This is a genomic window from Acidovorax sp. GW821-FHT11A03 (genome assembly GCF_058809075.1).
Genome location: NZ_JBXASG010000009.1, coordinates 71385 through 95657 on the forward strand (window position 1 = coordinate 71385; position 24273 = coordinate 95657).

The 24273-nt window shown below is 69.1% G+C and carries 22 protein-coding genes; 12 read left to right on the forward strand and 10 right to left on the reverse strand.

The annotated features are described in order from the left end of the window. Positions 1-14 precede the first annotated feature (14 nt). Both AC1RVY_RS21660 and AC1RVY_RS21665 read left to right on the forward strand, forming a co-directional pair. Positions 15-1454 (forward strand): DUF1501 domain-containing protein, encoded by a 1440-nt coding sequence (locus tag AC1RVY_RS21660; protein ID WP_369641141.1) that lies wholly within the window; start codon positions 15-17, stop codon positions 1452-1454. 32 nt (positions 1455-1486) lie between these two features. Next, on the forward strand, positions 1487-2863 hold the full coding sequence (locus AC1RVY_RS21665; RefSeq protein WP_492808105.1) for an NAD(P)/FAD-dependent oxidoreductase: 1377 nt from the start codon (positions 1487-1489) through the stop codon (positions 2861-2863). A gap of 122 nt (positions 2864-2985) precedes the next feature. Here the strand turns inward: AC1RVY_RS21665 and AC1RVY_RS21670 are convergent, their stop codons facing one another. The 4 genes from AC1RVY_RS21670 to AC1RVY_RS21685 form a co-directional block, all read right to left on the reverse strand. After that, positions 2986-3693: an ABC-type transport auxiliary lipoprotein family protein gene (locus tag AC1RVY_RS21670; RefSeq protein ID WP_492808107.1), complete on the reverse strand. Its 708-nt coding sequence runs from the start codon at positions 3691-3693 to the stop codon at positions 2986-2988. Positions 3694-3702: 9 nt separating this feature from the next. Next, positions 3703-4668: an MlaD family protein gene (locus tag AC1RVY_RS21675; protein WP_218296684.1), complete on the reverse strand. Its 966-nt coding sequence runs from the start codon at positions 4666-4668 to the stop codon at positions 3703-3705. Beyond that, positions 4668-5528: an ABC transporter ATP-binding protein gene (locus AC1RVY_RS21680; RefSeq protein WP_369641139.1), complete on the reverse strand. Its 861-nt coding sequence runs from the start codon at positions 5526-5528 to the stop codon at positions 4668-4670. Before AC1RVY_RS21680 ends, AC1RVY_RS21675 begins: the two co-directional genes overlap by 1 nt. A gap of 219 nt (positions 5529-5747) precedes the next feature. Continuing rightward, complete coding sequence (locus AC1RVY_RS21685) at positions 5748-6875, reverse strand: MlaE family ABC transporter permease (protein ID WP_218296682.1); 1128 nt, start codon at positions 6873-6875, stop codon at positions 5748-5750. Positions 6876-7150: 275 nt separating this feature from the next. Between AC1RVY_RS21685 and AC1RVY_RS21690 the strand changes: the two genes are divergently transcribed. Continuing rightward, a complete protein-coding gene (locus tag AC1RVY_RS21690) occupies positions 7151-8830 on the forward strand; it encodes a GMC family oxidoreductase (RefSeq protein WP_218339114.1) in 1680 nt (559 codons plus the stop codon). 20 nt (positions 8831-8850) lie between these two features. Continuing rightward, positions 8851-9201: an antibiotic biosynthesis monooxygenase family protein gene (locus AC1RVY_RS21695; RefSeq protein WP_369641137.1), complete on the forward strand. Its 351-nt coding sequence runs from the start codon at positions 8851-8853 to the stop codon at positions 9199-9201. 42 nt (positions 9202-9243) lie between these two features. Here the strand turns inward: AC1RVY_RS21695 and AC1RVY_RS21700 are convergent, their stop codons facing one another. Both AC1RVY_RS21700 and AC1RVY_RS21705 read right to left on the reverse strand, forming a co-directional pair. After that, positions 9244-9576, reverse strand: coding sequence for a hypothetical protein (locus AC1RVY_RS21700; RefSeq protein WP_492808110.1), 333 nt, complete (start codon positions 9574-9576; stop codon positions 9244-9246). Between the two features lie 173 nt (positions 9577-9749). Then, complete coding sequence (locus AC1RVY_RS21705) at positions 9750-11096, reverse strand: ammonium transporter (RefSeq protein WP_492808111.1); 1347 nt, start codon at positions 11094-11096, stop codon at positions 9750-9752. Between the two features lie 365 nt (positions 11097-11461). On the opposite strand from AC1RVY_RS21705, the gene AC1RVY_RS21710 reads away from it, so the two are divergent. From AC1RVY_RS21710 to AC1RVY_RS21735, 6 genes are all read left to right on the forward strand, one after another. Continuing rightward, on the forward strand, positions 11462-12220 hold the full coding sequence (locus tag AC1RVY_RS21710; RefSeq protein WP_056164834.1) for a sulfite exporter TauE/SafE family protein: 759 nt from the start codon (positions 11462-11464) through the stop codon (positions 12218-12220). Positions 12221-12584: 364 nt separating this feature from the next. Further along, positions 12585-13349 carry an ABC transporter substrate-binding protein gene (locus tag AC1RVY_RS21715; RefSeq protein ID WP_218296676.1) on the forward strand — a complete coding sequence of 255 codons (765 nt, stop codon included), beginning with the start codon at positions 12585-12587 and terminating at the stop codon, positions 13347-13349. A 34-nt stretch (positions 13350-13383) separates the two neighbouring features. Continuing rightward, on the forward strand, positions 13384-14166 hold the full coding sequence (locus AC1RVY_RS21720; RefSeq protein WP_218296675.1) for an amino acid ABC transporter permease: 783 nt from the start codon (positions 13384-13386) through the stop codon (positions 14164-14166). Next, the gene (locus tag AC1RVY_RS21725; protein WP_218296674.1) at positions 14163-14909 is read left to right on the forward strand and encodes an amino acid ABC transporter ATP-binding protein; all 747 of its coding nucleotides are present in this window, start codon (positions 14163-14165) and stop codon (positions 14907-14909) included. Before AC1RVY_RS21720 ends, AC1RVY_RS21725 begins: the two co-directional genes overlap by 4 nt. Before the next feature lie 46 nt (positions 14910-14955). Next, positions 14956-16251 carry a DcaP family trimeric outer membrane transporter gene (locus AC1RVY_RS21730; RefSeq protein WP_218296673.1) on the forward strand — a complete coding sequence of 432 codons (1296 nt, stop codon included), beginning with the start codon at positions 14956-14958 and terminating at the stop codon, positions 16249-16251. A gap of 218 nt (positions 16252-16469) precedes the next feature. Next, entirely contained in the window at positions 16470-17360 is an 891-nt protein-coding gene (locus AC1RVY_RS21735; RefSeq protein WP_218296672.1) for a DMT family transporter, read from the forward strand. A 136-nt stretch (positions 17361-17496) separates the two neighbouring features. Here AC1RVY_RS21735 and mrdA read toward each other — a convergent pair whose 3' ends face one another. The 4 genes from mrdA to AC1RVY_RS21755 all read right to left on the reverse strand — a co-directional run bounded on the left by mrdA (position 17497) and on the right by AC1RVY_RS21755 (position 22259). Further along, entirely contained in the window at positions 17497-19437 is a 1941-nt protein-coding gene (gene mrdA, locus AC1RVY_RS21740; protein WP_369641136.1) for a penicillin-binding protein 2, read from the reverse strand. A gap of 124 nt (positions 19438-19561) precedes the next feature. Next, a complete protein-coding gene (mreD, locus tag AC1RVY_RS21745; protein WP_218296670.1) occupies positions 19562-20080 on the reverse strand; it encodes a rod shape-determining protein MreD in 519 nt (172 codons plus the stop codon). Between the two features lie 82 nt (positions 20081-20162). After that, positions 20163-21086: a rod shape-determining protein MreC gene (gene mreC / locus AC1RVY_RS21750; protein ID WP_218296669.1), complete on the reverse strand. Its 924-nt coding sequence runs from the start codon at positions 21084-21086 to the stop codon at positions 20163-20165. Positions 21087-21215: 129 nt separating this feature from the next. Next, positions 21216-22259 (reverse strand): rod shape-determining protein, encoded by a 1044-nt coding sequence (locus tag AC1RVY_RS21755; protein WP_008907364.1) that lies wholly within the window; start codon positions 22257-22259, stop codon positions 21216-21218. A gap of 204 nt (positions 22260-22463) precedes the next feature. Here AC1RVY_RS21755 and gatC point away from each other — a divergent pair, with 204 nt between their 5' ends. Continuing rightward, positions 22464-22763 carry an Asp-tRNA(Asn)/Glu-tRNA(Gln) amidotransferase subunit GatC gene (gene gatC / locus AC1RVY_RS21760; protein WP_218296668.1) on the forward strand — a complete coding sequence of 100 codons (300 nt, stop codon included), beginning with the start codon at positions 22464-22466 and terminating at the stop codon, positions 22761-22763. A gap of 7 nt (positions 22764-22770) precedes the next feature. Then, positions 22771-24273 (forward strand): Asp-tRNA(Asn)/Glu-tRNA(Gln) amidotransferase subunit GatA, encoded by a 1503-nt coding sequence (gene gatA, locus AC1RVY_RS21765; RefSeq protein WP_492808115.1) that lies wholly within the window; start codon positions 22771-22773, stop codon positions 24271-24273.

Here is a 24273-nt window from a genome sequence, read left to right on the forward strand (position 1 = left end):
CGAGAAGCCACGCCATGCACCTGCTTCAACCCGAACTCCACACCCGCCGCGCGTTCCTGCGCCGCTCCACCCAGCTGGGCCTGGCGGGCACGGCCCTGCCCTTCGCGATGAACCTCGCCGCGATGGGCGAGGCAGCCGCCTTCGCGGCCAACGACTACAAGGCCCTGGTCTGCGTGTTCCTCTATGGCGGCAACGACTACGCCAACACCGTGGTCACCTACGACGACGCCAGCCACGGCCGCTACAGCGCCATCCGCGGCAGCATCGCGCTGCCCAAGGCCTCGCTCACGCCCACGCTGCTCAACCCCTCCACGCCGCTGCCCGACGGGCGCCAATACGCGCTGCACCCCGCCATGACCGGGCTGGCGGGCCTGTTCAACAGCGGCAAGGCCGCCGTGCAGCTGAACGTCGGCCCGCTGGTCGTGCCCCTGACGCGCGCGCAGTACAACAGCCCCGACCGCAAGGCCTACCCCGTCCCGCCCAAGCTGTTCTCGCACAACGACCAGCAGTCGGTGTGGCAGTCGTCCTCGCCCGAGGGCTCCACCGTGGGCTGGGGCGGCAACATCGGCGACCTGGCGCTCTCGTCCAACGGCAACTCGCTGTTCACCTGCATCGCCGTCACCGGCAACGCGGTGTTCCTCTCGGGCGACTCGGCCCTGCAATACCAGGTCAGCACGAACGGCGCCGTGGCCATCAACGGCGTGAAGAACAATGTCTACGGGTCCAGCGCGGTGCGCGGCGCGCTGTCGGCGCTCATCCAGCAGCCCAGCGCGCACACGCTGGAGAACGAGTACACCCGCGTGACCACCCGCGCGGTCACGTCCGAAAGCCAGATCACCGGCGCGCTGGCCGGCACCACGCTGGGCACGCCGTTCCCCGCCAACAATTCGCTGGCCGACCAGCTCAAGATGGTGGCCCGCCTCATCGGCTCGCGCAACGCGCTGGGCAGCAAGCGCCAGGTGTTCATGGTGTCGCTGGGCGGGTTCGACCTGCACGACAACCTGATCTCGCAGCAGCCCTTGCTGATGCAGCGCGTGAGCGACGCCCTGACCGCCTTCCACAGCGCCACGGTGGAACTGGGCGTGGCCGACAAGGTGACCGCGTTCACCGCGTCGGACTTCGGCCGCACGCTGAGCTCCAACGGCGACGGCTCGGACCACGGCTGGGGCAGCCACCACCTGGTGGTGGGCGGCGCCGTCAAGGGCAAGGCGTTCTACGGCAGCGCACCGCCCGTGAGCATCACCAACACCGCGGCCCCCGAGGACCAGTGGCACGTGGGCCAGGGCCGCCTGCTGCCCACCACCTCGGTGGACCAGTACGCGGCCACCCTGGCCAGGTGGTTTGGCGTGGCCGACAGCGAAATGGCCGGCGTGCTGCCCAACATCACGCACTTCGGCGCCGCCGCCGGCCGGCCCGACTATCCGGTGGACATGGGGTTCATGGGCCCTCCCTGAAGCGGCGCGGGCGGTGCCCCAATAATGGGGGCATGACCCCAGCCTCCACCCCTTCGTCCCGCCCCCGCGTCGTCATCATCGGCTGCGGCTTCGGCGGCCTGGAAGCCGCCCGGGCGCTGCGCGGTGCGGCCGTGGACATCACCCTGGTCGACAAGACCAACCACCACCTCTTCCAGCCGCTGCTGTACCAGGTGGCCACCGCCGGTCTGTCGGCCCCCGCCATCGCGGCCCCCATCCGCCACCTGTTCCGCCAGCAGCCCAACGCCACCACCTTGCTCGGGGAGGTCACGCACATCGACGTGGCGGCGCGCACCGTGTATCTGAAGGACGGCCCCCATCCCTCCGCCCCCCTGCCGTACGACCATCTCATCGTCGCGGCCGGCGCGACGCACAGCTACTTCGGCCAGGATGCGTGGGCCACGCACGCGCCCGGGCTCAAGACGCTGGACGATGCCTTCGAGATCCGCCGCCGCATCCTGCTGGCCTTCGAGGCCGCCGAGAAGGAGCCCGACCCCGTCCGCCGCGCCGACTGGCTCAACTTCGTGGTCGTGGGCGCCGGGCCCACCGGCGTGGAGATGGCGGGCACCCTGGCCGAGATCGCGCGCCACACGCTGCCGGGCGAATTCCGCCACATCGACCCGGCCAGCGCCAGGATCATCCTGCTCGAAGGCGGCACGCGGGTGCTGCAGGCCATGCCGGAAGCACTGAGCCAGCGCGCCAGGGAGCAGCTGGAAAAACTGGGCGTGGAAGTGCGCCTGCAGGCCCGCGTCACCACCATCGACGGTGACGGCCTGAGGGTCGAATCGCCCCCTGACGCCAGCTCATCAAGCGCAGTCAGCTATCAAATCAAGAGCAAATGCATCATCTGGGCGGCCGGGGTGGCGGCCTCCCCGCTGGGCCGCCATCTGGCCGAGGCCACCGGCTGCACGATCGACCGCGCGGGCCGCGTGGTCGTGGCGCCCGACCTCACGCTGCCCGGCCACCCGGAGATCAGCGTGATCGGCGACCTTGCCGCCGCCCAGAGCCACGCGCCCGGCCAGCCTCCCCGGCCGGTGCCCGGCGTCTCGCCCGGCGCCAAGCAGATGGGCCGCGCGGCGGCCGCCAACATCCTGCGCCGCCTGCGCGGCCAGGCCACGCAAGCGTTTCGCTACCGCGACTACGGCAACCTCGCCACCATCGGCCGCAACTCCGCCGTGGTGGACCTCACCTCGCCCGCGGGGCCGGTGCGGTTCTCGGGCTACTTTGCCTGGCTGTTCTGGCTGTTTGCGCACGTGTATTTCCTGATCGGCTTCCGCAACCGGCTGGTGGTGCTGCTCGACTGGGCCTGGGCGTACTGGAGCTTTGCACGGTATGCGCGTGTGGTGACGGGGATCGAGCCGGGCACGGCCCCGCCGCCCCCGCGGTCCTGACGCGGGCCAGGCACCACACCGCGCGGCGAACGCCGCTGCCGCGAGCGGATGGCGCGGGGGGCCCGGGAGCGCGCGCGCCGCGAGAGGGCGCACGGGCGGGGACCGGTGGTGCCCCCGGCAGCTCAGTTCGTGCGCCGCGTCACCTGTTCCAGCCAGTCCGCCAGCTCCTGGGCGACCTGTGTGGAGGCCTCCGCCAGGGCCTTCACGCCGCCGGCCGCGTCGGCGCTGGGCGCCGGGGTGCGCACGATGAACACACGCTGGCCGCGCAGCGACTCGCCCGCCAGCGTCAGCTCCACCACCGTGGCACGCAGGCGCACCACGCCAGCGCTTTCGGTGGGGCTGGCGAAGAGATGGCTGAATTCCTCCAGCTCCACGCGCAGCACCGGGGGCAGCCGGCCGCCCTGGCTGGCGTCGCGCGCCTGGGCCGCACCGTCGTCGGCCTTGAGGATGGCGCGCCGCTGGCCCAGCTGCTCGCGCAGCCGCTGCTGCAGCAGCTGGGCGGGGGGCTGACTCCAGCGGGCCTGGCTGTAGGGGCGCAGCTGCTGGGCGTCGGCATAGCCCAGGCGGTAGAGCACGGCATTGCTGCCCTCGGGCAGGCCGGGCGCCTCCACGTCGGCCAGGGCCAGGGGCTGCAGCGGTGCCCGGCGGTCGGCCGGCGCCGGGGCCACCGGGCCGGGGCCAAAGTCGTACAGCACGGGGCGCGAGGGCGGGCTGGGCAGGGCCGAGCAGCCGGCCAGGCCGATCACCACCACCAGAACCATGCCGCCCAGCAGGCCGCCAGCGCTTTTCTGGAAGGCGCCGGCAGCTATGTTTTTAATAGTACTTTTCATGAACACTCCTCACGGTGCCGCAAAGCCGGGCTCGCCGGGGCCGGGCGGTATGCGGCCGGACCCATAGATGAACAGCTGCGGGTTGTCGGTGACGCCGCCCGCCGTGCGGCCGAGCTGGCGGGCCGCGCGCGACGTGTCGTCGGCGGCGCGGTTCAGGCGCGGCAGCGTGGAGGCGCCGAACTGGTCGGCCGCGCGGGCGAGGGACTGCGTGCCGATGGTGATCTGGTCGATGGGGCCGCCCTCCGCGCCCAGGCGCTGGGTGGTCTTGCTGACGTCGGCAGCCAGGGACGTCACGCTGGCGCCGGCCTGCTGCAGCGACTGCAGCGTCTTGCGCGCGTCGCTGGCCAGCGGCGGCAGCGCGGCCAGGGCCGGGTCCAGCCGCTGCGCGACGGTGGCATCGAGCCGCTGGGTCAGGGTGTTGACGCTGCCCGCGGCCTGGCCGATGTTGGCGAGGGCTTCGGTGAGCTTTTGCTGGTTGGTGTCGCCCAGCAGCTGGTTGATGCGGCGCGTGGCCTCCTCCACCTGCGCCAGGATGGCCGGCGCCTGCTCGGCGAGCTTGCCAAACGGCGAGGGCTTGAGCGGTAGGCGGGGCAGCCCGCTGGGGCCGGGCGGCAGTTCGGGATAGGGCTTGTCGGCGTCGTCCAGCTGCACATGGGCCAGGCCCGTGACGCCCTGGTAGCCCAGCACGGCGAAGGTGGTGGGGCTGATGGGCGCCTGTTCGTTGACGGCGATGCGGATCAGCACGTTGCCGGTGACCTGGGGGTCGAATCCGATGCGCGTGACCTTGCCCACGGCCACGCCCTTGTAGCGGACGGTGGCCTGGGGCTGCAGGCCGCTCACGCCGTCCTTGGTGGACAGCTCGTACTGCTCGTAGTTGGCGTTGTCGCGCGTGAGCCAGATGGCCAGGCCCGCCAGCATGGCGGCCACCACCAGCACGAAGATGCCTGCGGCGAGGGCGTGTGATTTGTTTTCCATCAGGGATGTTCCTTGTCTGGCGGGGAGGCGGCCGGCCGCGCCGCCGCCGGTACCGGGGCCATGGCGCGCTGGCCGCGTTCGCCCATGAAGAAGTGCTCGATGAAGGGGTGCCTGAAATGCGCGACCTCGTGCGGCGGGCCGGTGACGATGACCTTCTTGTCGGCCAGCACGGCCACGCGGGTGCTGAGCGCGAACAGCGTGTCCAGATCGTGCGTGACCATGACCACCGTGAGCCCGAGCGCGGCGCGCAGCTCGCGCAGCAGCGCGCAGAAATCGTCGGAGCTGCTCGGATCCAGCCCGGCGGTGGGTTCGTCGAGCAGCAGCAGCGGCGGGTCCATGATGAGCGCGCGCGCCAGCGCCACGCGCTTGACCATGCCGCCCGACAGGTCGGCCGGCATGCGGCTGGCGTGCTCGGGCTTGAGGCCCACCATCTGCAGCTTGACCAGCGCGGCATCGCGCACCAGGTCGTCGGGCAGGGTGCCCTGCTCGCGCAGCGCGAAGGCCACGTTGTCGAGCACGTTGAAGGCCGAGAACAGCGCGCCGTGCTGGAACAGCATGCCCACGCGGCTGGCCGCGCCCTCGCGCCCCATCTCGGACGCCGGCCGCCCCAGCACCGTGACCGTGCCGCGCGCCGGCCTGGCCAGCCCCAGGATCTGGCGCAGCAGTACCGTCTTGCCCGTGCCCGAGCCCCCCACCAGCGACAGCATCTCGCCGCGCTGCACGGTGAAGTTCAGGTCCTGGTGCACGGTGAAGGCTTCGTCGCCCTTGCCGAACACCGTCCACAGGCCCTGCACGTCCACGATGGGCGGCTCGCCCGGCGCGACTGCGATGTGCTCGGGCTTGGCGATGCGCTCAGCCATGGCCACGCTCCGGTAGAAACTGGCGCGGCGCAATACCCGTGCCACCGTGGAACTGGCTTTGCCAGGCCACGGGTGGCGTCCCCCCTTGGGGGGAAGACGCGAAGCGGCTCAGGGGGGGCTTCACATGCGGGTGCTGGCGGCGTCCCCCTTCCCGAGCTGCGCAGCAGTTCGGGAGAAGGGGGAAGCGGCGAAGCCGCTCAGGGGGAAGCCACCTCATCTTCATATTCCGATGTTCTTGAAGGCCACCGCGAACAAGGCGTCCACGATGATGACCATGGTGATCGACGTGACCACCGAGGCCGTGGTGCCCTCGCCCAGGCTCTGGGTGTTGGGTTTCACGCGCAGCCCCCAGTGGCAGCCGATGAGCGCGATGAAGGCGCCGAACACCACCGACTTGGCCATGGCGAGCCCCAGGTTGCCCACCTTCACCGCCGCGGGCAGCGCCTGCACGAAATACGCGGGCGATATGTCCATGGAGATGTCGGCCGCCAGCATGCCCCCGGCCAGCGCGGCCAGCGTGGTCCACACGCTGATGAGCGGCATGGCCAGCGCCAGCGCCAGCGTGCGCGGCATCACCAGCCGAAAGCCGTGCGGGATGCCCATGACGCGCATGGCATCGAGCTCCTCGGTCACGCGCATCACGCCGATCTGCGCGGTGATGGCCGAGCCCGAGCGCCCCGCCACCAGGATGGCCGCCAGCATGGGGCCCAGCTCGCGGATGAGCGAGATGCCCAGGATGTTGACGATGAACGACTCGGCCCCGAACTGGCGCAGCTGCAGGCTCATCAGGTAGGCCAGCACCACGCCGATCAGAAATCCCACCAGCGCCGTGATGGGCAGCGCCGTGGCGCCCATGCGGTACAGGTGGCCCGACACGTCGCGCCACGGCCCCCGGCGCGGCGCGCGCGCCAGGCGGCCCAGGTCGAGCAGCAGCTGCCCCACCATTTCGAGCATGTGCCGCGCATGGCTGAGGCCGTGCAGCACCAGCACGCCCAGGTGGTCCGCCTGCTCGGCCAGGCGCCAGGGCTCCCGGGCCGGCGGGGTGGCCGTGGTGAACTCCGCCACGCGCTCCAGCATGTCGCGCTGGCCGTCGGTACAGGCCAGTTGCGCCGGCCAGGCCCGCTGCCAGTGGTTCCACACCAGCTGCGCGCCCACGTGGTCCAGCCACTGCAGCTGCGTCAGGTCCCAGCCCAGCCCGGGCGCGGGGGGGCTGGCGCGCAGCTGCTCGCAGACCGCCTCCCACTGCGGCCGTGTGCCCAGTTCGGCCGCGCCCCAGCGCCCATGCAGTTGCGCACTCGCCCCCTGGGGCGTGTCGGCGCGAACAATGCGAGGTGCGTGGTCGGTCATGGACTGGGCGGCGCGGCCGCCAAGAGGGAAAGAGAGGGTGCATGGTAGCGGAGCCACGCACAGGCGGCGCGTAGGATTTACGCCCGCCCGCACGGGCCGCCAAGCACAGGCCGGCCGGGGCCGCGTGAAATTAATATCAAACAGGCCTCCAGCGCTTTGGCATCAAGCACTTCAAGCTACATATTTAGTAGCAATAGGCACTGACCCTCTCGACACGCGTGGTGCCATCCGCACAATGGCCCTCCGTCCCAACCCTTGCACCGCACCGCCTGCCCATGAGCGACCACACCACGTTTGACACCATCATCATCGGCGGAGGCACCGCCGGCGCCCTGCTGTGCAACCGCCTGAGCGCCGACGGCCGCCACCGCGTGCTGCTGATCGAAGCAGGCCGCAAGGACGACTACCACTGGATCCATATCCCCGTCGGCTATCTCTACTGCATCGGCAACCCGCGCACCGACTGGCTCTACAACACCGAGCCCGACGCGGGCCTGAACGGCCGCACCCTGCGCTACCCGCGCGGCAAGACGCTGGGCGGCTGCAGCAGCATCAACGGCATGATCTACATGCGCGGCCAGGCGCGCGACTACGACCAGTGGGCCGAGCTGACGGGCGACGCCAGCTGGCGATGGGAGAACGCCCTGCCCTACTTCCGCCGCCACGAGGACCACTGGCGCCTGGACCAGCCCGATGGCGTGAATGAAAATTTCAAGCGCCTGCACGGCAACAAGGCCACGGGCAGCTCCGGCGAATGGCGCGTGGAAAAGCAGCGCCTGCGCTGGGACGTGCTGGACGCCTTCGCCCAGGCCGCGCAGCAGGCCGGCATCCCCGCCACCGACGATTTCAACGGCGGCAGCAACGAGGGCGTGGGCTACTTCGAGGTCAACCAGAAAAGCGGCTGGCGCTGGAACACCGCCAAGGCCTTCCTGCGGCCCACCTGCTACGGCCGCCCCAACTTCGAGATGTGGACCAGCGCGCAGGCCGCCAAGCTCCTCATCGAGACGCAGCCCGACGGCAGCAAGCGCTGCACGGGCGTGCAGGTGTGGGACGGGCATGAGATGGTCACGGCCCGCGCCACGGGCGAGGTCATCCTGAGCGCCGGTGCCGTCAACTCGCCGCAGCTGCTGCAGCTCTCGGGCATCGGCCCCTCCGCGCTGCTGCGCCAGCACGGCATCGACGTGGTGCACGACCTGCCCGGCGTGGGCGCCAACCTGCAGGACCATCTGCAGATCCGCGCGGTGTTCAAGGTGGGCGGCGTGCCCACGCTCAACACCATGGCCAGCTCGCTCTGGGGCAAGGCCAAGATCGGGCTCGAATACGCGACCAAGCGCAGCGGTCCCATGAGCATGGCGCCCTCGCAGCTGGGCGCCTTCACGCGCAGCAGCGCCGACCAGCCCTGGCCGAACATCGAGTACCACGTGCAGCCGCTGTCGCTCGACGCGTTTGGCGAGCCGCTGCACAGCTTTCCGGCCTTCACGGCCAGCGTGTGCAACCTCAACCCCACGAGCCGGGGCACGGTGAACATCAAGAACGCCGACTTCAAGGCCGCACCGGCCATCGCGCCCAACTACCTGAGCACCGCCGAAGACCGCCAGGTGGCGGCCGACAGCCTGCGCGTCACGCGCCGCATCGTGGCCCAGCCCGCGCTGGCCAAGTACCGGCCCGAGGAATGGAAGCCCGGCGTGCAGTTCGAGAGCGACGAGGACCTGGCGCGCCTGGCCGGCGACATCGCCACCACCATCTTCCACCCCGTGGGCACGACGAAGATGGGGCGGGATGATGACCCGATGGCCGTGCTGGACTCGCAACTGCGCGTGCGCGGCATTGCGGGCCTGCGGGTGGTGGATGCGGGGGCCATGCCCACCATCACCAGCGGTAACACCAACTCGCCCACCCTGATGCTGGCCGAGAAGGCGGCGGAGTGGATCATCCAGGCGCGGCGCACGGCATAGGCGTGGGTACCATCGCGCCCATGTACTCCTCCACCTTCATCTTCGCCACCAAACAGTTCGACGACGCCTTCCACCGCCTGGACGAGGCGATTGCCACCGCCGCCCGCTCCATCGACGGCTACCTGGGCGAGGAATCGTGGGAGGACACGGGCAAGGGCCTGGTGTCCAACGTGTACTACTGGCAGTCGCTCGAGGCCCTGCAGGCATTGATGCAGCACCCCGCCCACCTGAAGGCCAAGGCGGCGCAAGCGCAGTGGCTCAACGGCTACCAGGTCGTGATTGCGCAGGTGCTGCGCACCTATGGCGACGACAAGCTGGCCGGGCTGCTGCCCACGGCGGGCCTGTTCGTGCAGGGCGCGGCAGCGCACTGATATGGATCCCGCCCACGCGCGGGCCCCACGGCCGCGGCGCGGTCAGCGGATTCCCCCGACATACCGGGGCACCTCGGGCGCGGGCTCCGGCGGGGGCGGCGCCATGCGCTGGCGCACCGCCTGGGTGGCCACATCCAGCAAGGGGCGGCGCGGGGCGGGCGGTGGCGCGGCATGGATGGCCTGGTCCAGGCGGTCCGCCCATTCGGTGAGTTCGGGCGCGTTGTCCTCCTGCGCGCGCTGGCGCGCGAACCGGACGATCTCCAGCGCGTACTCGGCGTTGGCCGCCATCCACTCGGTGTCGGTCACGCGCCCCGTCTTGCGGCGCAGCAGCACATGCAGGTGGGCGGCAATGGCGAGCTTGTCGGAATCGGGCATGGTCGGCTCCTTACTGCATTTCAGTCATCCATTGCGCTGCGCACAACCCGCGGCGAATGAAACCGGTGCGGCCCAGGCGCGGGCCGCCGCGCTGGCTGCGCCCCCCGGCCCGCATTGCGCGGCGGTGCGAGAGCGGGGGAAGGCCCGCAGGGCCTCGGGAGAGCGGGCTTCATTCAGCCGCCCAGGTGTTCGCGGTGCTGGGCGATGTCGAGCCCGGTCTGCTCGCTCTGCGCATCCACGCGCACGCCCATCGCAAAATTGATGATCCACAGCAGCGCGGCCGTCACCACCAGGCTGTAGGCCATCACGGCGCCCACCCCGATGGCCTGGGTGAGCAGGCTGCCCTGCACGCCCCCCACGGTCTTGCTGGCCAGCACCCCCGTGAGCAGCGAGCCCACGATGCCGCCAATGCCATGCACGCCAAACACATCCAGCGAATCGTCGGCACGCAGCAGGCGCTTGAGCCCCGTGGCGCCCCAGTAGCATGCCAGCCCGGCCACCAGGCCAATCACCACCGCCGAGCGCAGCGTGACGAAGCCTGCGGCGGGCGTGATCGCCACGAGCCCCGCGACCAGACCCGAGCACAGCCCCAGCAGCGAAGGGCGCCCGCGCACCACCCACTCGCCCAGCATCCAGGACAGCGCACCAGCGGCGGCGGCCAGGTGCGTGACCGCCATGGCCAGGCCCGCCCGGCCATCGGCCGCCACGGCCGAGCCCGCGTTGAAGCCGAACCAGCCCACCCACAGCATGCCGGCGCCCGCCATGGTGAGCCCCAGGTTGTAGGGCTCGAAAGGCTCGCGCCCGTACCCCGTGCGCCGCCCCAGGAACCACGCGCAGACGAGCCCCGCGACGCCCGCGTTGACGTGCACCACCGAGCCGCCCGCAAAGTCGAGCGCGCCCATCTTCGCGAGCCAGCCGCCGGGCTCCCACACCCAGTGCGCCACCGGCGCATAGACCACCAGGGTCCACAGGCTGGTGAAGATGAGCAGCGCAGAAAACCGCATGCGCTCGACCAGCGCCCCCACCAGCAGCGCGGCGGTGATGATGGCGAAGGTGAGCTGGAACATCGCGTACACCGACTCGGGGATGTGCGGCGCCACATGGCTCACCGCGAGCTTGCCGCCCGCGAGATCGAAGTCCAGCCCGGCAAAGCCCGCCCGGTCCCACCCGCCCAGCCACGGGCTGCCGGGCGTGAAGGCCAGCGAGTAGCCTGCCGCGAACCACCACAGACTGACCAGCGCCGCCACCGCCACCACGCTGGCCATGGTGTTGAGCACGTTCTTCTTGCGCACCATGCCCGCATAGAACAGCGCCACGCCCGGCAGCGTCATCAGCAGGACCAGCGCGGTCGAGGTCATCATCCAGCCGGTGTGCGCAGCGCTGATCGTGTCCTGGGCCACCAGCATGGGCCGCACGGGCGCAGGCACTGCGTCCGGCGGCGTGCCCTGCGCGAGCGCAGCCGCACACAGCCCCAAGGTCAAGACCACCCACGCCACAATCCGGTGCACAGTTCCCCGCATGAAGGCTCCTTATCGCAAATTGTTACAAGCAGGTTGCACGAGCCATGCCAGCAGAAAATGCCAGGGAGATGCAGGGGGTGCCCCAGCCCCATGCCCCGGAAAGGGGTCGGGAAACCCCCAATGCACCACAGGGGTGCGGCCGTTACAGTTGCGGCACTCGAGAGCGCGCTTCGGTGTGCCAAGCGAGGGGCCCGAGGAGACACTTTCTACCAATAAACATATTCAAAGCACCCAACGAGGTGCAGACCCTTTCCAGGCGCTGGCGATCCCAGCGCCTTTTTCTTGCCTGCTCGCAGCGTGTGCGGCCTCGACGGGCGCACCGATGACTCCTGAATTGATAGCGCACCGGGTGCGACAATCCAGCGATGGAATGGATTTTTATCACCCTGGCCTCGCTGCTGGCAGGGTTTGTGGACGCGATCGTGGGCGGAGGGGGGCTGGTGATGGTGCCGGCGCTGTTCGCGGCTTTTCCGGCGGCGCCGCCGGCCACGCTGCTGGGCACCAACAAGGCCGCGTCGGTGTGGGGCACGGCCATGGCCACCTGGCAGTACAGCCGGCGCGTGCAGGTGCGGTGGCACGCCATGCTGCCCGCGGCCGCCGCGGGGTTCGCGGGATCTTTCGCCGGCGCGTGGGCCGTGACGGTGATGTCGGCGGACTTTCTGCGCAAGCTGCTGCCGCTGGTGCTGCTGGGTGTGCTGGCCTACACCCTGGCCAAGAAGGAGCTGGGGCGGCACCACACGCCGCGCTACAGCGGCCGCACGGAGGTGGTGGCCGCCAGCCTGATCGGCGTGCTGATCGGTTTCTACGACGGGTTCTTCGGCCCCGGCACCGGCAGCTTCTTCGTCTTTTTGTTCGTGCGGCTGCTGGGGTATGACTTCCTCAACGCATCGGCGTCGGCCAAACTGCTCAACTGCGCGACCAACTTTGCCGCCATCGCACTGTTCGCGGCCAAGGGCCACGTGTGGTGGCACTTCGCGGTGACGCTGGCGGTGGCCAACGTGGTGGGCAGCCTGCTGGGCACGCACCTGGCGCTCAAGCACGGCACGGGCTTTGTGCGCGGCATCTTCATCGTGGTGGTGAGCACGCTGATCCTCAAGACCGGCTACGACGCATTTCTTCGGTAACCCCCTGAGTCGCCTTCGGCGCCGCCCCCTGGAGGGGGACGCCCCCAGCGCGGCGGGGCGGCACTTGCGCGGGGGCACTGGGCTGGGGCGCGCCGGTAGTGCAGACCGCGCACTGCAACCGCGGGCCCAGCCCCTGCGTCCGGTTGGGGACGCCGCTCTAAACCTGTTGTGAATTGGCACACAACGGGGCTTTGAGGGTTGTCCGCAGGCCCAAGGAAAAAATTCGCATATTTATAATCGTTACTACTTGATGACGGCAGGCTTCGCGTTTCGCGATGCCTGTGCATCCGATCCACCAGCCTCCGGCCTGCTACCCGCATGCCGGATTTTTTGTACCTGAAATACCCCCGACAGGACCCATCCCATGAAATTGTTCAAGGCTGTTGCCACCGCCCTCGCGCTCTGCGCCGCTTTCGCTTCTGCCCAGGCCCGCACGCTGGACGAGGTCAAGAAGGACGGCAAGATCCTCATCGCGACCGAGGGGCAGTTCGCTCCGTTCAATTTCTTCAACGGCACCACGCTGACCGGCTTCGAGGTGGAGACGGCCGAACTGGTGGCCAAGAAGATGGGCCTCGCGATCCAGTGGAAGACTCTGGGCTTCGATGCGCTGCTCACCGGCCTGCGCCAGGACCGCTGGGACCTGGTGATCGCCTCGCACGGCATCACCGAAGAGCGCGCCAAGGCCGTCACCTTCACCGACCCGCACTACTGCTCGGGCGGCATGATCATCGCCATGGACCCCGCCATCAAGAGCGCCAAGGACCTGGCGGGCAAGGTGGTGGCCGTGCAGACCGGCACGAGCTACCTCGAAAACGTGCAGAAGGTCTCGTCCATCAAGGAAATGAAGAACTTCCCCACCGACGTGGATGCCCGCAGCGCGCTGAACTCGCGCCGCGTGGACGCCTGGGTGACCGACCGCTTCGTGGCCAAGGCCGTGGCAGAGAAGAACCCCGGCGCCGGCTTCAAGCTCGGCGACATGCTGTTCATCGAGCGCATCGCCGCCGCCGTGGCCAAGGGCAACAGCTCGCTGGCCGCCGGCTGGAACAAGGCGCTGGCCGAAGTCATGGCCGACGGCAGCTATGCCGCGCTGTCCAAGAAGTATTTCAACGAAGACGTCCGCTGCCAGTAAGCACGACCCGCTTGTAGTCACAGGGGTCTTTTTCATGCTCACCGCCTTTTGGCCGCAGCGCTGGAGCCGCCAGCAGCGCAGCAACGCCACGCTCGTCTCGGCCGTCATCCTGATGGTGCTGGTGCTGGCACTGCTCGGCAAGCTGCTGTCCTTCCTGCCCGAGCCCATCGGCCCCAACGCCCAGGCGTTCTCCGACGGCGCGCGCACCACCCTGTGGCTCACGCTGATCAGCGGCAGCGTCGGGCTGGTGCTGGGAACCGCCGCCGCGCTCGCCCGCACCGCGCGCTTTGCCGCCGTGCGCTGGGTGGCCAGCTTCTACATCTGGGTCATCCGCGGCACGCCGCTGCTGGTGCAGATCCTGTTCGTGTACTTCGCGCTGCCGGTGCTGGTGCCGGGCCTGAACCTGCCCGACTTCGCGGCCGCCGTGCTGGCGCTGGGCCTGAACGTGGGCGCCTACAACGCCGAGGCCATTCGCGCCGGCCTGCTGGCCGTGCCGCGCGGCCAGACCGAGGCCGCCAAGGCCCTGGGCCTGGGCCGCATGCATGTGTTCCTGGACGTGGTGTTTCCACAGGCCTTCAAGATATCGCTGCCGCCGCTGGTCAGCAACTTCGTGGCGCTGCTCAAGGACTCGTCGCTGGCCTACGCCATCGGCGTGGTGGAGCTGACCAACGTGGGCAACCGCATCCAGTCCGCCACGTTCCAGCCCATTGCCACGCTGTCCACCGTGGCCATCACCTACCTGCTGCTGACCACCCTGGTCACGCAGATCTCGAACGCGGTGGAATACCGCTTCGACGTGGAAGGCCGCAACCAATGACACGCCAGGCCACACCCTTCATCGTGGTGGACCGGGTCTGCAAGTCGTTCGGCGCCCACCAGGTGCTGCGCGATGTGTCCACCGTGTTCAACACCGGCGAGGTCACCGTGATCATCGGCGCCTCGGGCTCCGGCAAGAGCACGCTGCTGCGCGCCATCAACCGGCTCGAACCCCATGACTCCGGCCGCATCACCATCGGCGGCGAGGAAGTCACCGACGACCTGGCCACGCTGCAAAAGCAGCGCAGCGAGGTCGGCATGGTGTTCCAGCAGTTCAACCTGTTCGGCCACATGAGCGTGCTGGACAACGTGACCCTGGCGCCCCGCCGCATCCGCCGCACGCCGCGGGCCCAGGCGAACGAGCAGGCGATGGCCTTGCTGCGCCGCGTGGGCATGCAGGACCACGCGCACAAGTACCCCTGGCAGCTGTCGGGCGGCCAGCAGCAGCGCGTGGCCATCGCCCGCGCGCTGGCGATGCAGCCGCAGGTGATGCTGTTCGACGAGCCCACCTCGGCCCTGGACCCGGAGATGGTGCAGGAGGTGCTCGACGTGATGCGCGAGCTGGCCCGTGGCGGCATGACCATGATCGTGGTGACCCACGAGATGGGCTTCGCCCGCGAGGTGGCCGACCGCGTGATGTTCTTCGACCAGGGGCGCATCGCCCACGACGCCACGCCCGCCGAATTCTTCAACAACCCCGCCAACGACCGAATCCGCGCCTTCATCGGCCGCATGAGCGCCTGAGATCCAGGCCCATGCAATGCCATTACCAGCCCCTACCGGAGTGACCATGAAACTGAACCCCACGTTCCTCGCCCTGCTGGCCGCCGGCCTGTGCAGCCTGCCCCCCGCCGCGTTCGCGCAGTCCGCCAAGGACTTCGAAGAGATGCGCAACGAGCTCAAGGCCCTGCGCGCCGAGCTCAACCAGCTCAAGGCCCAGCAGGCCCAGGCGCCTGCCGCGCCCGCCGCGTCGGCATCGGCCTGGAACGACCGCATCGAGGCCGTGGAACTCAAGCAGAAGGACGCCGTGGTGCTGGGCGACATTCCGGGCAGCTTCCGCCTGCCGGGCAGCGAGACCTCGATCCGCGTGTACGGCTTTGCCGAGGCCAACATGGTCAAGGACTTCAAGGGCACGGCGCCCGGCGACACCTTCACCAACCTGATGGAGCAGCCCCTGGGCGACAGCCGCCACGGCAAGAGCAGCCTGACGGCGCAGACCTCGCGCTTCGGCTTCGAGACCTCCACGCCCACCTCCATCGGAACCTTCAACACCAAGATCGAGGCCGACTTCTACGCCTACTGCGGCGCCGAGTGCAACCGCAACCGCCTGCGCCTGCGCCACGCCTACGGCGAGTACGCCGGCTGGCTGATCGGCCAGACCTGGTCGACCTTCATGGACGTGGACAACCTGCCCGAGACCGTGGACTTCAACGGCCCGCCCGGCGCCACCTTCCGCCGCCCGGCCCAGGTGCGCTACACCTACAACAACCCGGACCTGGCCAAGTTCCAGTTCGCGGTGGAAGAGCCCACCGACGGCGCCAAGAGCCTGAACTTCGTGGCCCGCGTGGACAAGGCCTTCGACTGGGGCAACATCAACGCCCGCCTGCTCTCGCACGAGCAGCGCGTGGACGGCATCGGCAAGCGCGGCACCGGCTTCGGCCTGGGCGCGGGCTACAAGATCACCGGCACCACCACGCTGATGGCGCAGTACACGCGCCTGGACGGCGACGGCGACGGCGCCTACCTGGTGGGCACCAACTACCCCGTGCTGGACGGCGGCACCGTGCGCCTGGACAAGTCGCACGGCGTGGTGCTGGGCCTGTCCAACGTGTTCAGCGAGAAGCTGCGCGGCACCGTGTCGCTGGGCATGGTCCGCTCGCGCCACAAGCTGGGCGACGCCTATGTGGACGCCTACGGCGCCGAAGGCAACCACAAGCTGTACCAGTGGCATGCCGGCATGTACTACCTGCCCATCAAGAACGTGGAGCTGGGCGGCGAGCTGATCGGCGGCCGCCGCACGACGTTCGACGGCCAGCAGGGCGAGATGCTGCGCCTGAACCTGCAGGCACGCTATCTTTTTAATTGACACCCCCCTGAGGCGCTGCGCGCCTTCACCCCTCTCTCTACGCGCTGCGCGCCAAGGGAGGGGGGCGCCACCGGTGGCCTGGCAGAGCCAGTTCCACGGTGGCACTGGCCTGGGGCTGCGCCTGAGCGACGGCCGTGCGCCGTGCGCAATGCGCGGCAAGGAATCTTTTGCGAGTGGCTGGCCGGGGCACCGACCAGCCCTTTCTTGTTTTGGAGCCTATGAAACCCGAACGTCTGGGCCTGATTGCCCTGCTGGTGGTGACCGTGGTGTGGGGCACCACCTTCCCCGCCATGAAGCTGTTGTCCGCGCACCTTGATGCACTGCAGATCATCTGGCTGCGGTTCGTGATCGCCCTGGTGGTGCTGGCCCCGCTGTGGTGGGGCATGCGGCGCCACGAGCGGCGGTGGGGCTGCGCGCTGGGGGTCCTGCTGTTCCTCGCGTTCTGGCTGCAGATCGAGGGGCTGGCGCGCACCAGCAGCAACCGCAATGCCTTCGTGACCGGGCTCAATGTGCTGGTGGTGCCATTGATTGCGATGGCGGCGCTGGGGCGCCGCTACGGCTGGCCGCTGTGGGCGGCGTGCGCCCTGGCCTGCACGGGCATGGCGCTGATGTTCCACGAGAACGAGCCCTGGAACCTGGGCGATACGCTGACGCTGGCGAGCACGGTGTTCTACGCCATCTACATCCTGGCGCTGGAGGAGTGCGCGCGCCGCACGGCGGCAAGCCCGCCGCGGGCCACGCGCATGGCGGCCGCGCAGGCGACCGTCATGGCACTGGCTTCCACGTTCATGCTGCTGGGCCAGGGCGGCGGCATGGGCTGGCTGCACACCGCCGCGCAGTTGCCCGCCGATGCCTGGGTGGCGCTGCTGTACCTGGGCCTGCTGGCCAGCGTGGTGGTGGTCACGCTGCAGGCCTGGGGCCAGCAGCGGGTGGACGCCATGCGCAGCGCCATCGTGTTCGGGCTGGAGCCGGTGTTCGCCGCGCTCACCGCCTGGGCCCTGCTCGGCGAGCGGCTGGGATGGGCGGGCCTGGGCGGCGCGGCGCTGATCGTGGCGGCGCTGGTGTTCAGCCAGCTTCAGCCACCGCCAGCGCGGGCGGCGGCGGCCTGAGGGCGGCACGGCCCGGCATGGGGCAGCGCCCAGGCGCAGGCACCGGGTTCATTTCGAGAATGGCCGGCACCGCGATTCGATGCCGGATTGGGCTCCAGCGCTTATCTGTATTGCGCTAACAGCTATTGTTTTTATATCAAGGCGCCGCCACGGGCACATCCGCCGCCTTGCGCGGCTTGCCAATGGGAGCGCCGGCCTGGCCCTTTTGCACCGCCGCGATGTCTTCCTCGCTCGGGTAGTCCCCCATCAGCCAGTAGTCGAATACGCGGCGCGCGATGGGCGCCGCATGGGCCGCGCCAAACCCGGCGTTCTCGACAATCAGCGCCAGCGCTATCGTGGGCTGCTCTGCCGGGGCGAACGCCGCATACAGCGAGTGGTCGCGCTGGTGCTCTTCCAGCGCCTTCGCGTTGTACTTCACGTTCTGGCCCATGGTCACCGCCTGCGCCGTGCCGGTCTTGCCGCCGGAGGTGTACGGCGCCCCGGCAAACACGCGCGTGCCGGTGCCGCCCTTGTTCACGGCGACCATGGCATTGCGCACGATGTCCACGTTCCGGGGCAGATACCCCAGGTCTTCGCCGGGCGGCTGCACGATCTCGGTGACGACGCCCGTGACCGCGTTCTTCACGGCCTTGGCCATGTGCGGCCGGTAGCGGATGCCGCCGTTGGCCAGCGTGCCCTGCGCCAGCGCGAGCTGCAGCATGGTGAAGTTGTTGTAGCCCTGGCCGATGCCCAGGGACACGGTCTCGCCGGGAAACCAGCGCTTCATGTCCGGGCGCTTGTAGGCATTGCGTTTCCACTCCGTGCTGGGCAGCGTGCCCCGCACTTCGCCATTGAGGTCGATGCCGGTGGACTGCCCAAAGCCCAGCGGCTTCATGAAGTCATGGATGGCATCGACGCCCATGTCCACCGCCAGCGAGTAGAAGTAGGTGTTGCTCGACTGCTGGATGGCGCGGTGCATGTCCACACCGCCCAGCCCGCCCTCGTGGCTGCGGAAGGTGTGGCCGCCGAAGGTGTAGTACCCCGGATCGTTCACCACCAGGCTGGGCGAGCGCTTGCCCAGCTGCAGCGCGGCCAGCGCCATGAAGGGCTTGTAGGTGGAGCCTGGCGGGTACGTACCCCGCAGGGCCCGGTTCAGCAGCGGCTTGTCGATGGATTCGTTGAGCGCCGTCCAGTTCTCGACATCGATGCCTTCGACGAAAAGATTGGGGTCGAACGTGGGCTTGCTGACCAGGGCCAGGATCTCGCCGTTGCGCGGGTCGATGGCCACCAACGCGCCACGGCGGGTGCCGTACAGCTCCTCGATGAGTTTCTGCAGCTTGATGTCGATGGACAGCATCACGCTGTCGCCGGGCGTTGCCGCGTGGCTGGAGAGCTTGCGCACCGCCCGCCCGCCCGCCGAGGTCTCCATCTGCTCGACCCCGGTGGCGCCGTGCAGCGCGGACTCGAAGCTCTGCTCGATCCCCAGCTTGCCGATGTATTCCGTGCCCCGGTAGTTGGCCTCGTCCTCGGAATCCTGGATGCGCGCCTTCTCGCTCTGGTTGATGCGGCCGATGTAGCCGATGGCGTGGCTGGCCACGTCACCCAGCGGGTAGTTGCGGAACAGGCGCGCCTTGATGTCCACCCCCGGGAAGCGGTAGCGCTGGGCCGTGAAGCGGGCCACTTCCTGGTCGGTCAGGCGCGTGCGGATGGGCAGCGATTCGAAGTTGCGCGACTCTTCCATGAGCCGCTTGAAGCGGCGGCGGTCGCGGCTCTGGATCTCCACCACCTTGGACAGCTCGTCGATGGTGTCGTCGAGCGTTCCCGCCCGCGAGGGCGTGATCTCCAGCGTATAGGCCGAATAGTTGGTGGCCAGCACCACGCCGTTGCGGTCCAGGATGAGCCCCCGGTTGGGCACGATGGGCACCACCGCCGTGCGGTTGCTCTCGGCCTGCGCCGCCAGGTCTTCGTGCCGGACCACCTGCAGGAACACCAGCCGGGCCGCGATGAGGCAGAACGCACAGAACACCAGGGCGCCGACGATCAGCGCCCGCACGCGAAAGCGCGAGGCATCGGCCTCGCTGCTGCGCACCTCGGTCATGCGGCAGCTCCATCGCGCCACGCCCCGAAGGCGTGCGCTGAAACCGGCGCGCGCCCGTCCCCCGGCCCGCAGCGCTGCGGGACAAGGGGGATGCGGCGCGGGCGCTCAGGAGGTTGCTTCATGGCTACAGAGGCCGGTTCTGGTCGCGGTCGGGAGGCCGGCGCTGCGGCGCCAGCAGCACCCAGCTGGCCAGCGGCCAGAGCAGGGCTTCGAGCACCGGCGCCAGAAAGCTCCACAGGCCCGGGAATATGCCCCCGGACGCCATCCGCAGCAAGAGCTCGATGGCATGGGCCAGCGCGAACAGGGGAAGCACCTGCAGGGCCTGCGACGGCACGCTGAACCACAGCAGGCGGCGGTGGATGGCGATGGCGCCAAACGACAGCACGGTGTAGGACAGCGCGTGCTGGCCCAGCAGCGCCGACTGGCTCACATCCATGCACAGGCCCAGCACGAAAGCAACGCCCATGCCGATGCGCAGGGGCTGGTGCACGCCCCAGAAGACCAGCAGCACCATCAGGACATCCGGCGTCCAGACAATGCGGCCCAGCGGCAGCATGTTGATGGCCAGCCCCGCAGCGAGGCTGGCGACGATGAAGACCGGATTGACCGGAAGCAGCAGCGGCTCGCCGCGCGGCATGATCATCGCGCACCTCCCCGCGGCAGCCACGGGCCATCGCGCAGGACGCGCGGCCCCACAAGGGCCATGGCAGGCACAGGCGATGCCCTCATCCCTTGCGCCCCCCGCGTTTCGCCGGCGCCGGGTGCGCGGGCTCCGGCCGCGGCAGCTCGTTGTCGGCCAGCGGCTTGAGCACCACCACATGGCGGGCGCCCTGCACCTGTGCCAGGGGCACGCAGTAGATGCGCGCGAAGGCGGAATCGGCCCTGCGCTCCACGCGCACCACCCGCGCCACGGGGAGCCCCGACGGGTACAGGCCATCCACGCCGCTGGTGGTCAGCAGATCGTCCTCCCGCACATCGGCGTTGGCGGGCATGAAGCGCAGTTCCATGCCGCCGCCATGCCCGGCCACCGGATCCCCATAGGCGACACCCCGCGCACCCGTGCGAATGTTGAGGACCGGAATGGCCTGGTCGCGGTCCACCAGCAGCGTGACCTCGCTCACGAGCGGAAAGACACGCGTCACCTGGCCGAGCACGCCTGCCTCATCCATCACGGGCGCGCCCATCTCCACGCCGCCCATCTGCCCCCGGTCGATGACCACGCGGCGCGTGTAGGGGTCGGCGGTGTCATAGATCACCTCGGCGGCCTGCGCGGGCGTCTCCAGGCGGCCGCGCAGCGCGAGCAGCTGCCGCAGCCGCTCGTTCTCCAGGGCCAGCTGTTCCGCCTGGTTGGCGCGCTGGCCCATCACGGTCATTTTCTTGCGCGCGGCGTCCAGTTCCTGCTGCGCGGTCTGCAGCGACTGGAAGTACCCGGAACCATGGCTTGCGAACTCCACCGGCTTGAGCATCAGCCACTGCACCGGGTAAAGCACGGTGGCAACCGCCTGGCGGAACGGCCCCGTGAGCTGGAAACGTGCATCGGCCACCATGAGGAACAGCGCCAGCGCGCTATAGACGGCCAGGCGCGAAAGGGCCGAAGGGCCCTGTTTGAAGAAAGGCGGAGCGCTGCGCTCGAGGGTACCCAGTGGCATCGTGCGCAGCGGTCAGGATCTGTCGCGTGGAGCCGGGGCCACGGACGCATGCTCAAAAAGCATTGGAGCGGGTGCAATCATGCAGTTCAGAGCGCAAAAAAAGTGCCTGCAGCATACAGGCCCGGGGGCTTACTCGCTCGTGAAAATGCTGCCCAGGCGGTCCATGCGCTCCAGCGCGATGCCGCAGCCGCGCACCACGCAGGTCAGCGGATCTTCGGCCACCAGCACGGGCAGGCCGGTTTCCTCGGCCAGCAGGCGGTCCAGGTCGCGCAGCAGCGCGCCGCCACCCGTCAGCATCATGCCGCGGTCGGCGATGTCGGCGCCCAGCTCAGGGGGGGTTTGTTCCAGCGCGTTCTTCACGGCGGAGACGATCTGGTTGAGCGGGTCGGTCAGGGCTTCGAGCACTTCATTGCTGGAGATGGTGAAGCTGCGTGGCACGCCTTCGGACAGGTTGCGGCCCTTGACTTCCATCTCGCGCACTTCGGAGCCGGGGAAGGCCGAGCCGATGTTCTTCTTGATGGCTTCCGCGGTGGGCTCGCCGATCAGCATGCCGTAGTTGCGGCGGATGTAGCTGATGATGGCTTCGTCGAACTTGTCGCCGCCCACGCGCACACTGCCCTTGTAGACCATGCCGCCCAGCGAGATCACCCCGACCTCGGTGGTGCCGCCGCCGATGTCCACGACCATGGAGCCCGAGGCTTCGGAGACGGGCAGGCCCGCGCCGATGCCGGCGGCCATGGGTTCCTCGATCAGGTACACCGCCGTGGCGCCGGCCGCTTCGGCCGCGTCCTTGATGGCGCGCCGCTCGACCTGGGTGGAGCCGCAGGGCACGCAGATGATGATGCGCGGGCTGGGGGTGAACAGCGTGCGCGGGTGCACCATCTTGATGAACTGCTTGATCATCTGCTCGGTGATCACGAAGTCGGCGATCACGCCGTCCTTCATGGGGCGGATGGCTTCGATGTTGCCGGGCACCTTGCCCAGCATGGCCTTGGCCTCGTGGCCTACGGCCTGGATGACTTTCTTGCCATGGGGCCCGCCTTCGTGGCGGATGGCGACGACAGAGGGCTCGTCGAGCACAATGCCTTTGTCGCGGGCGAAGATGAGGGTGTTGGCTGTGCCAAGGTCAATGGCAAGGTCGGTGGAGAAATACCGACGGAAAGCTCCGAACATTCAAAAATCCTCTCAGGCACGGCATGCACGTCGGCCTGCCATCGCCGGGTTTACGGGGTCAAATATCGCTTTTTTCGCACAATGACCGGCAGGTAGGAGGGTATTGCGGCAAAGCCGGGATAATACCCCATCCCCTGTGAATAACTCCCTCCGGCGCGGCCCGGATCACAGCTTTACTTCTGGTTTCCCTCAATTCTCCTCCCTATGGCACTGACCCCCCAGGACATCGGCCGCATCGCCAATTTGGCACGGCTTGAGCTGACCCCCTCTGAAAGTGAGCGCATGCTGACCCAGCTCAATGGCTTCTTTGACATCGTGGAACAGATGCGGGCTGTGGATACCTCGGGCATCACGCCCCTGGCGCACCCCGTCGCGGCCGTCCAGGACGTGGCCCTGCGGCTGCGCGAGGACGTGGCCAGCGAGCCCAACCAGCGCGAAGCCAACCAGAAGAGCGCCCCCGCCGTGGAGCGTGGCCTGTTCCTCGTCCCCAAAGTGATCGAGTGAGGCGCGCATGAGCACGACAACGACCAAAGCCCTGCACGACCTGGGCGTTTCCGAGCTGGCCGCCGGCCTGCGCAACAAGCAATTTTCTGCCGTCGAAGCCGCCCGGCATTTCCTGGCCCGCGCCAAAGCGCACCAGAACCTGGGCGCCTACGTGGCCCTGAACGAAGACGCCACCCTGGCGCAGGCGCAGGCCGCTGACGCCCGCCTTGCCGCCGGCACGGCGGGCGCGCTGGAAGGCGTGCCGATCGCCCACAAGGACATCTTCGTCACGCGCGACTTCCCCAGCACCGCAGGCTCCAGGATGCTGGCGGGCTACCAGTCTCCGTTCGACGCCACCGTGGTCACCCGCCTGGCCGACGCGGGCGCCGTCACCCTGGGCAAGCTCAACTGCGACGAGTTCGCGATGGGTTCGTCCAATGAAAACTCGGCCGTGGCGCCCGTGGGCTTCGAGGCCCCCGCGCCCGTGCGCAACCCCTGGGACACCCACCGCATCCCCGGCGGCTCGTCGGGCGGCAGCGCCGTGGCCGTGGCCGCGCGCCTGGCCCCTGCCGTCACCGGCACCGACACAGGCGGCTCCATCCGCCAGCCCGCATCGTTCTGTGGCATCACCGGCATCAAGCCCACCTATGGCCGCGCCAGCCGCTACGGCATGATCGCGTTCGCCTCCAGCCTGGACCAGGCCGGCCCCATGGCCCGCAGCGCCGAGGACTGCGCGCTGCTGCTGTCCGCCATGTGCGGCCCCGACCCGGACCGCGATTCGACCAGCCTCGACGTGCCAGCCGAAAACTTCAGCGCCCACCTGAACGGCAGCATCGACGGCCTGCGCATCGGCATTCCCGCCGAGTTCTTTGGCGAGGGCCTCGCGCCCGACGTGCGCGCCGCGGTCGACGGCGCCCTGAAGGAATACGAAAAGCTCGGCGCCAGGCTCGTGCCCATCAGCCTGCCGCGCACCGAACTGTCCATCCCGGTGTACTACATCATCGCGCCCGCCGAGGCGTCGTCCAACCTCAGCCGCTTTGACGGCGTGAAGTTCGGCCACCGCGCCAAGGACTACACCGACCTGGTGGACATGTACAAGAAGACCCGCGCCGAAGGTTTTGGCGACGAGGTCAAGCGCCGCATCATGATCGGCGCCTACGTGCTGAGTCACGGCTACTACGACGCCTACTACCTGCAGGCGCAGAAGATCCGCCGCATGATCGCCGACGACTTCCAGAACGCGTTCAAGGAATGCGATGTGATCGCCGGCCCCGTGGCCCCCACCGTGGCCTGGAAGCTGGGCGAACATGGCAACGACCCGCTGGCCGACTACCTGGCCGACATCTTCACCCTGCCCGGCTCGCTGGCCGGCCTGCCGGGCATGAGCGTGCCCGCCGGCTTTGGCGAAGGCGGCATGCCGGTGGGCCTGCAGCTCATCGGCAACTACTTCCAGGAAGCCCGCCTTCTGAACGCTGCGCACCGCCTGCAGCAAGCCACCGATTTCCACCTCCGCCAACCCGGAGGTCTGTGA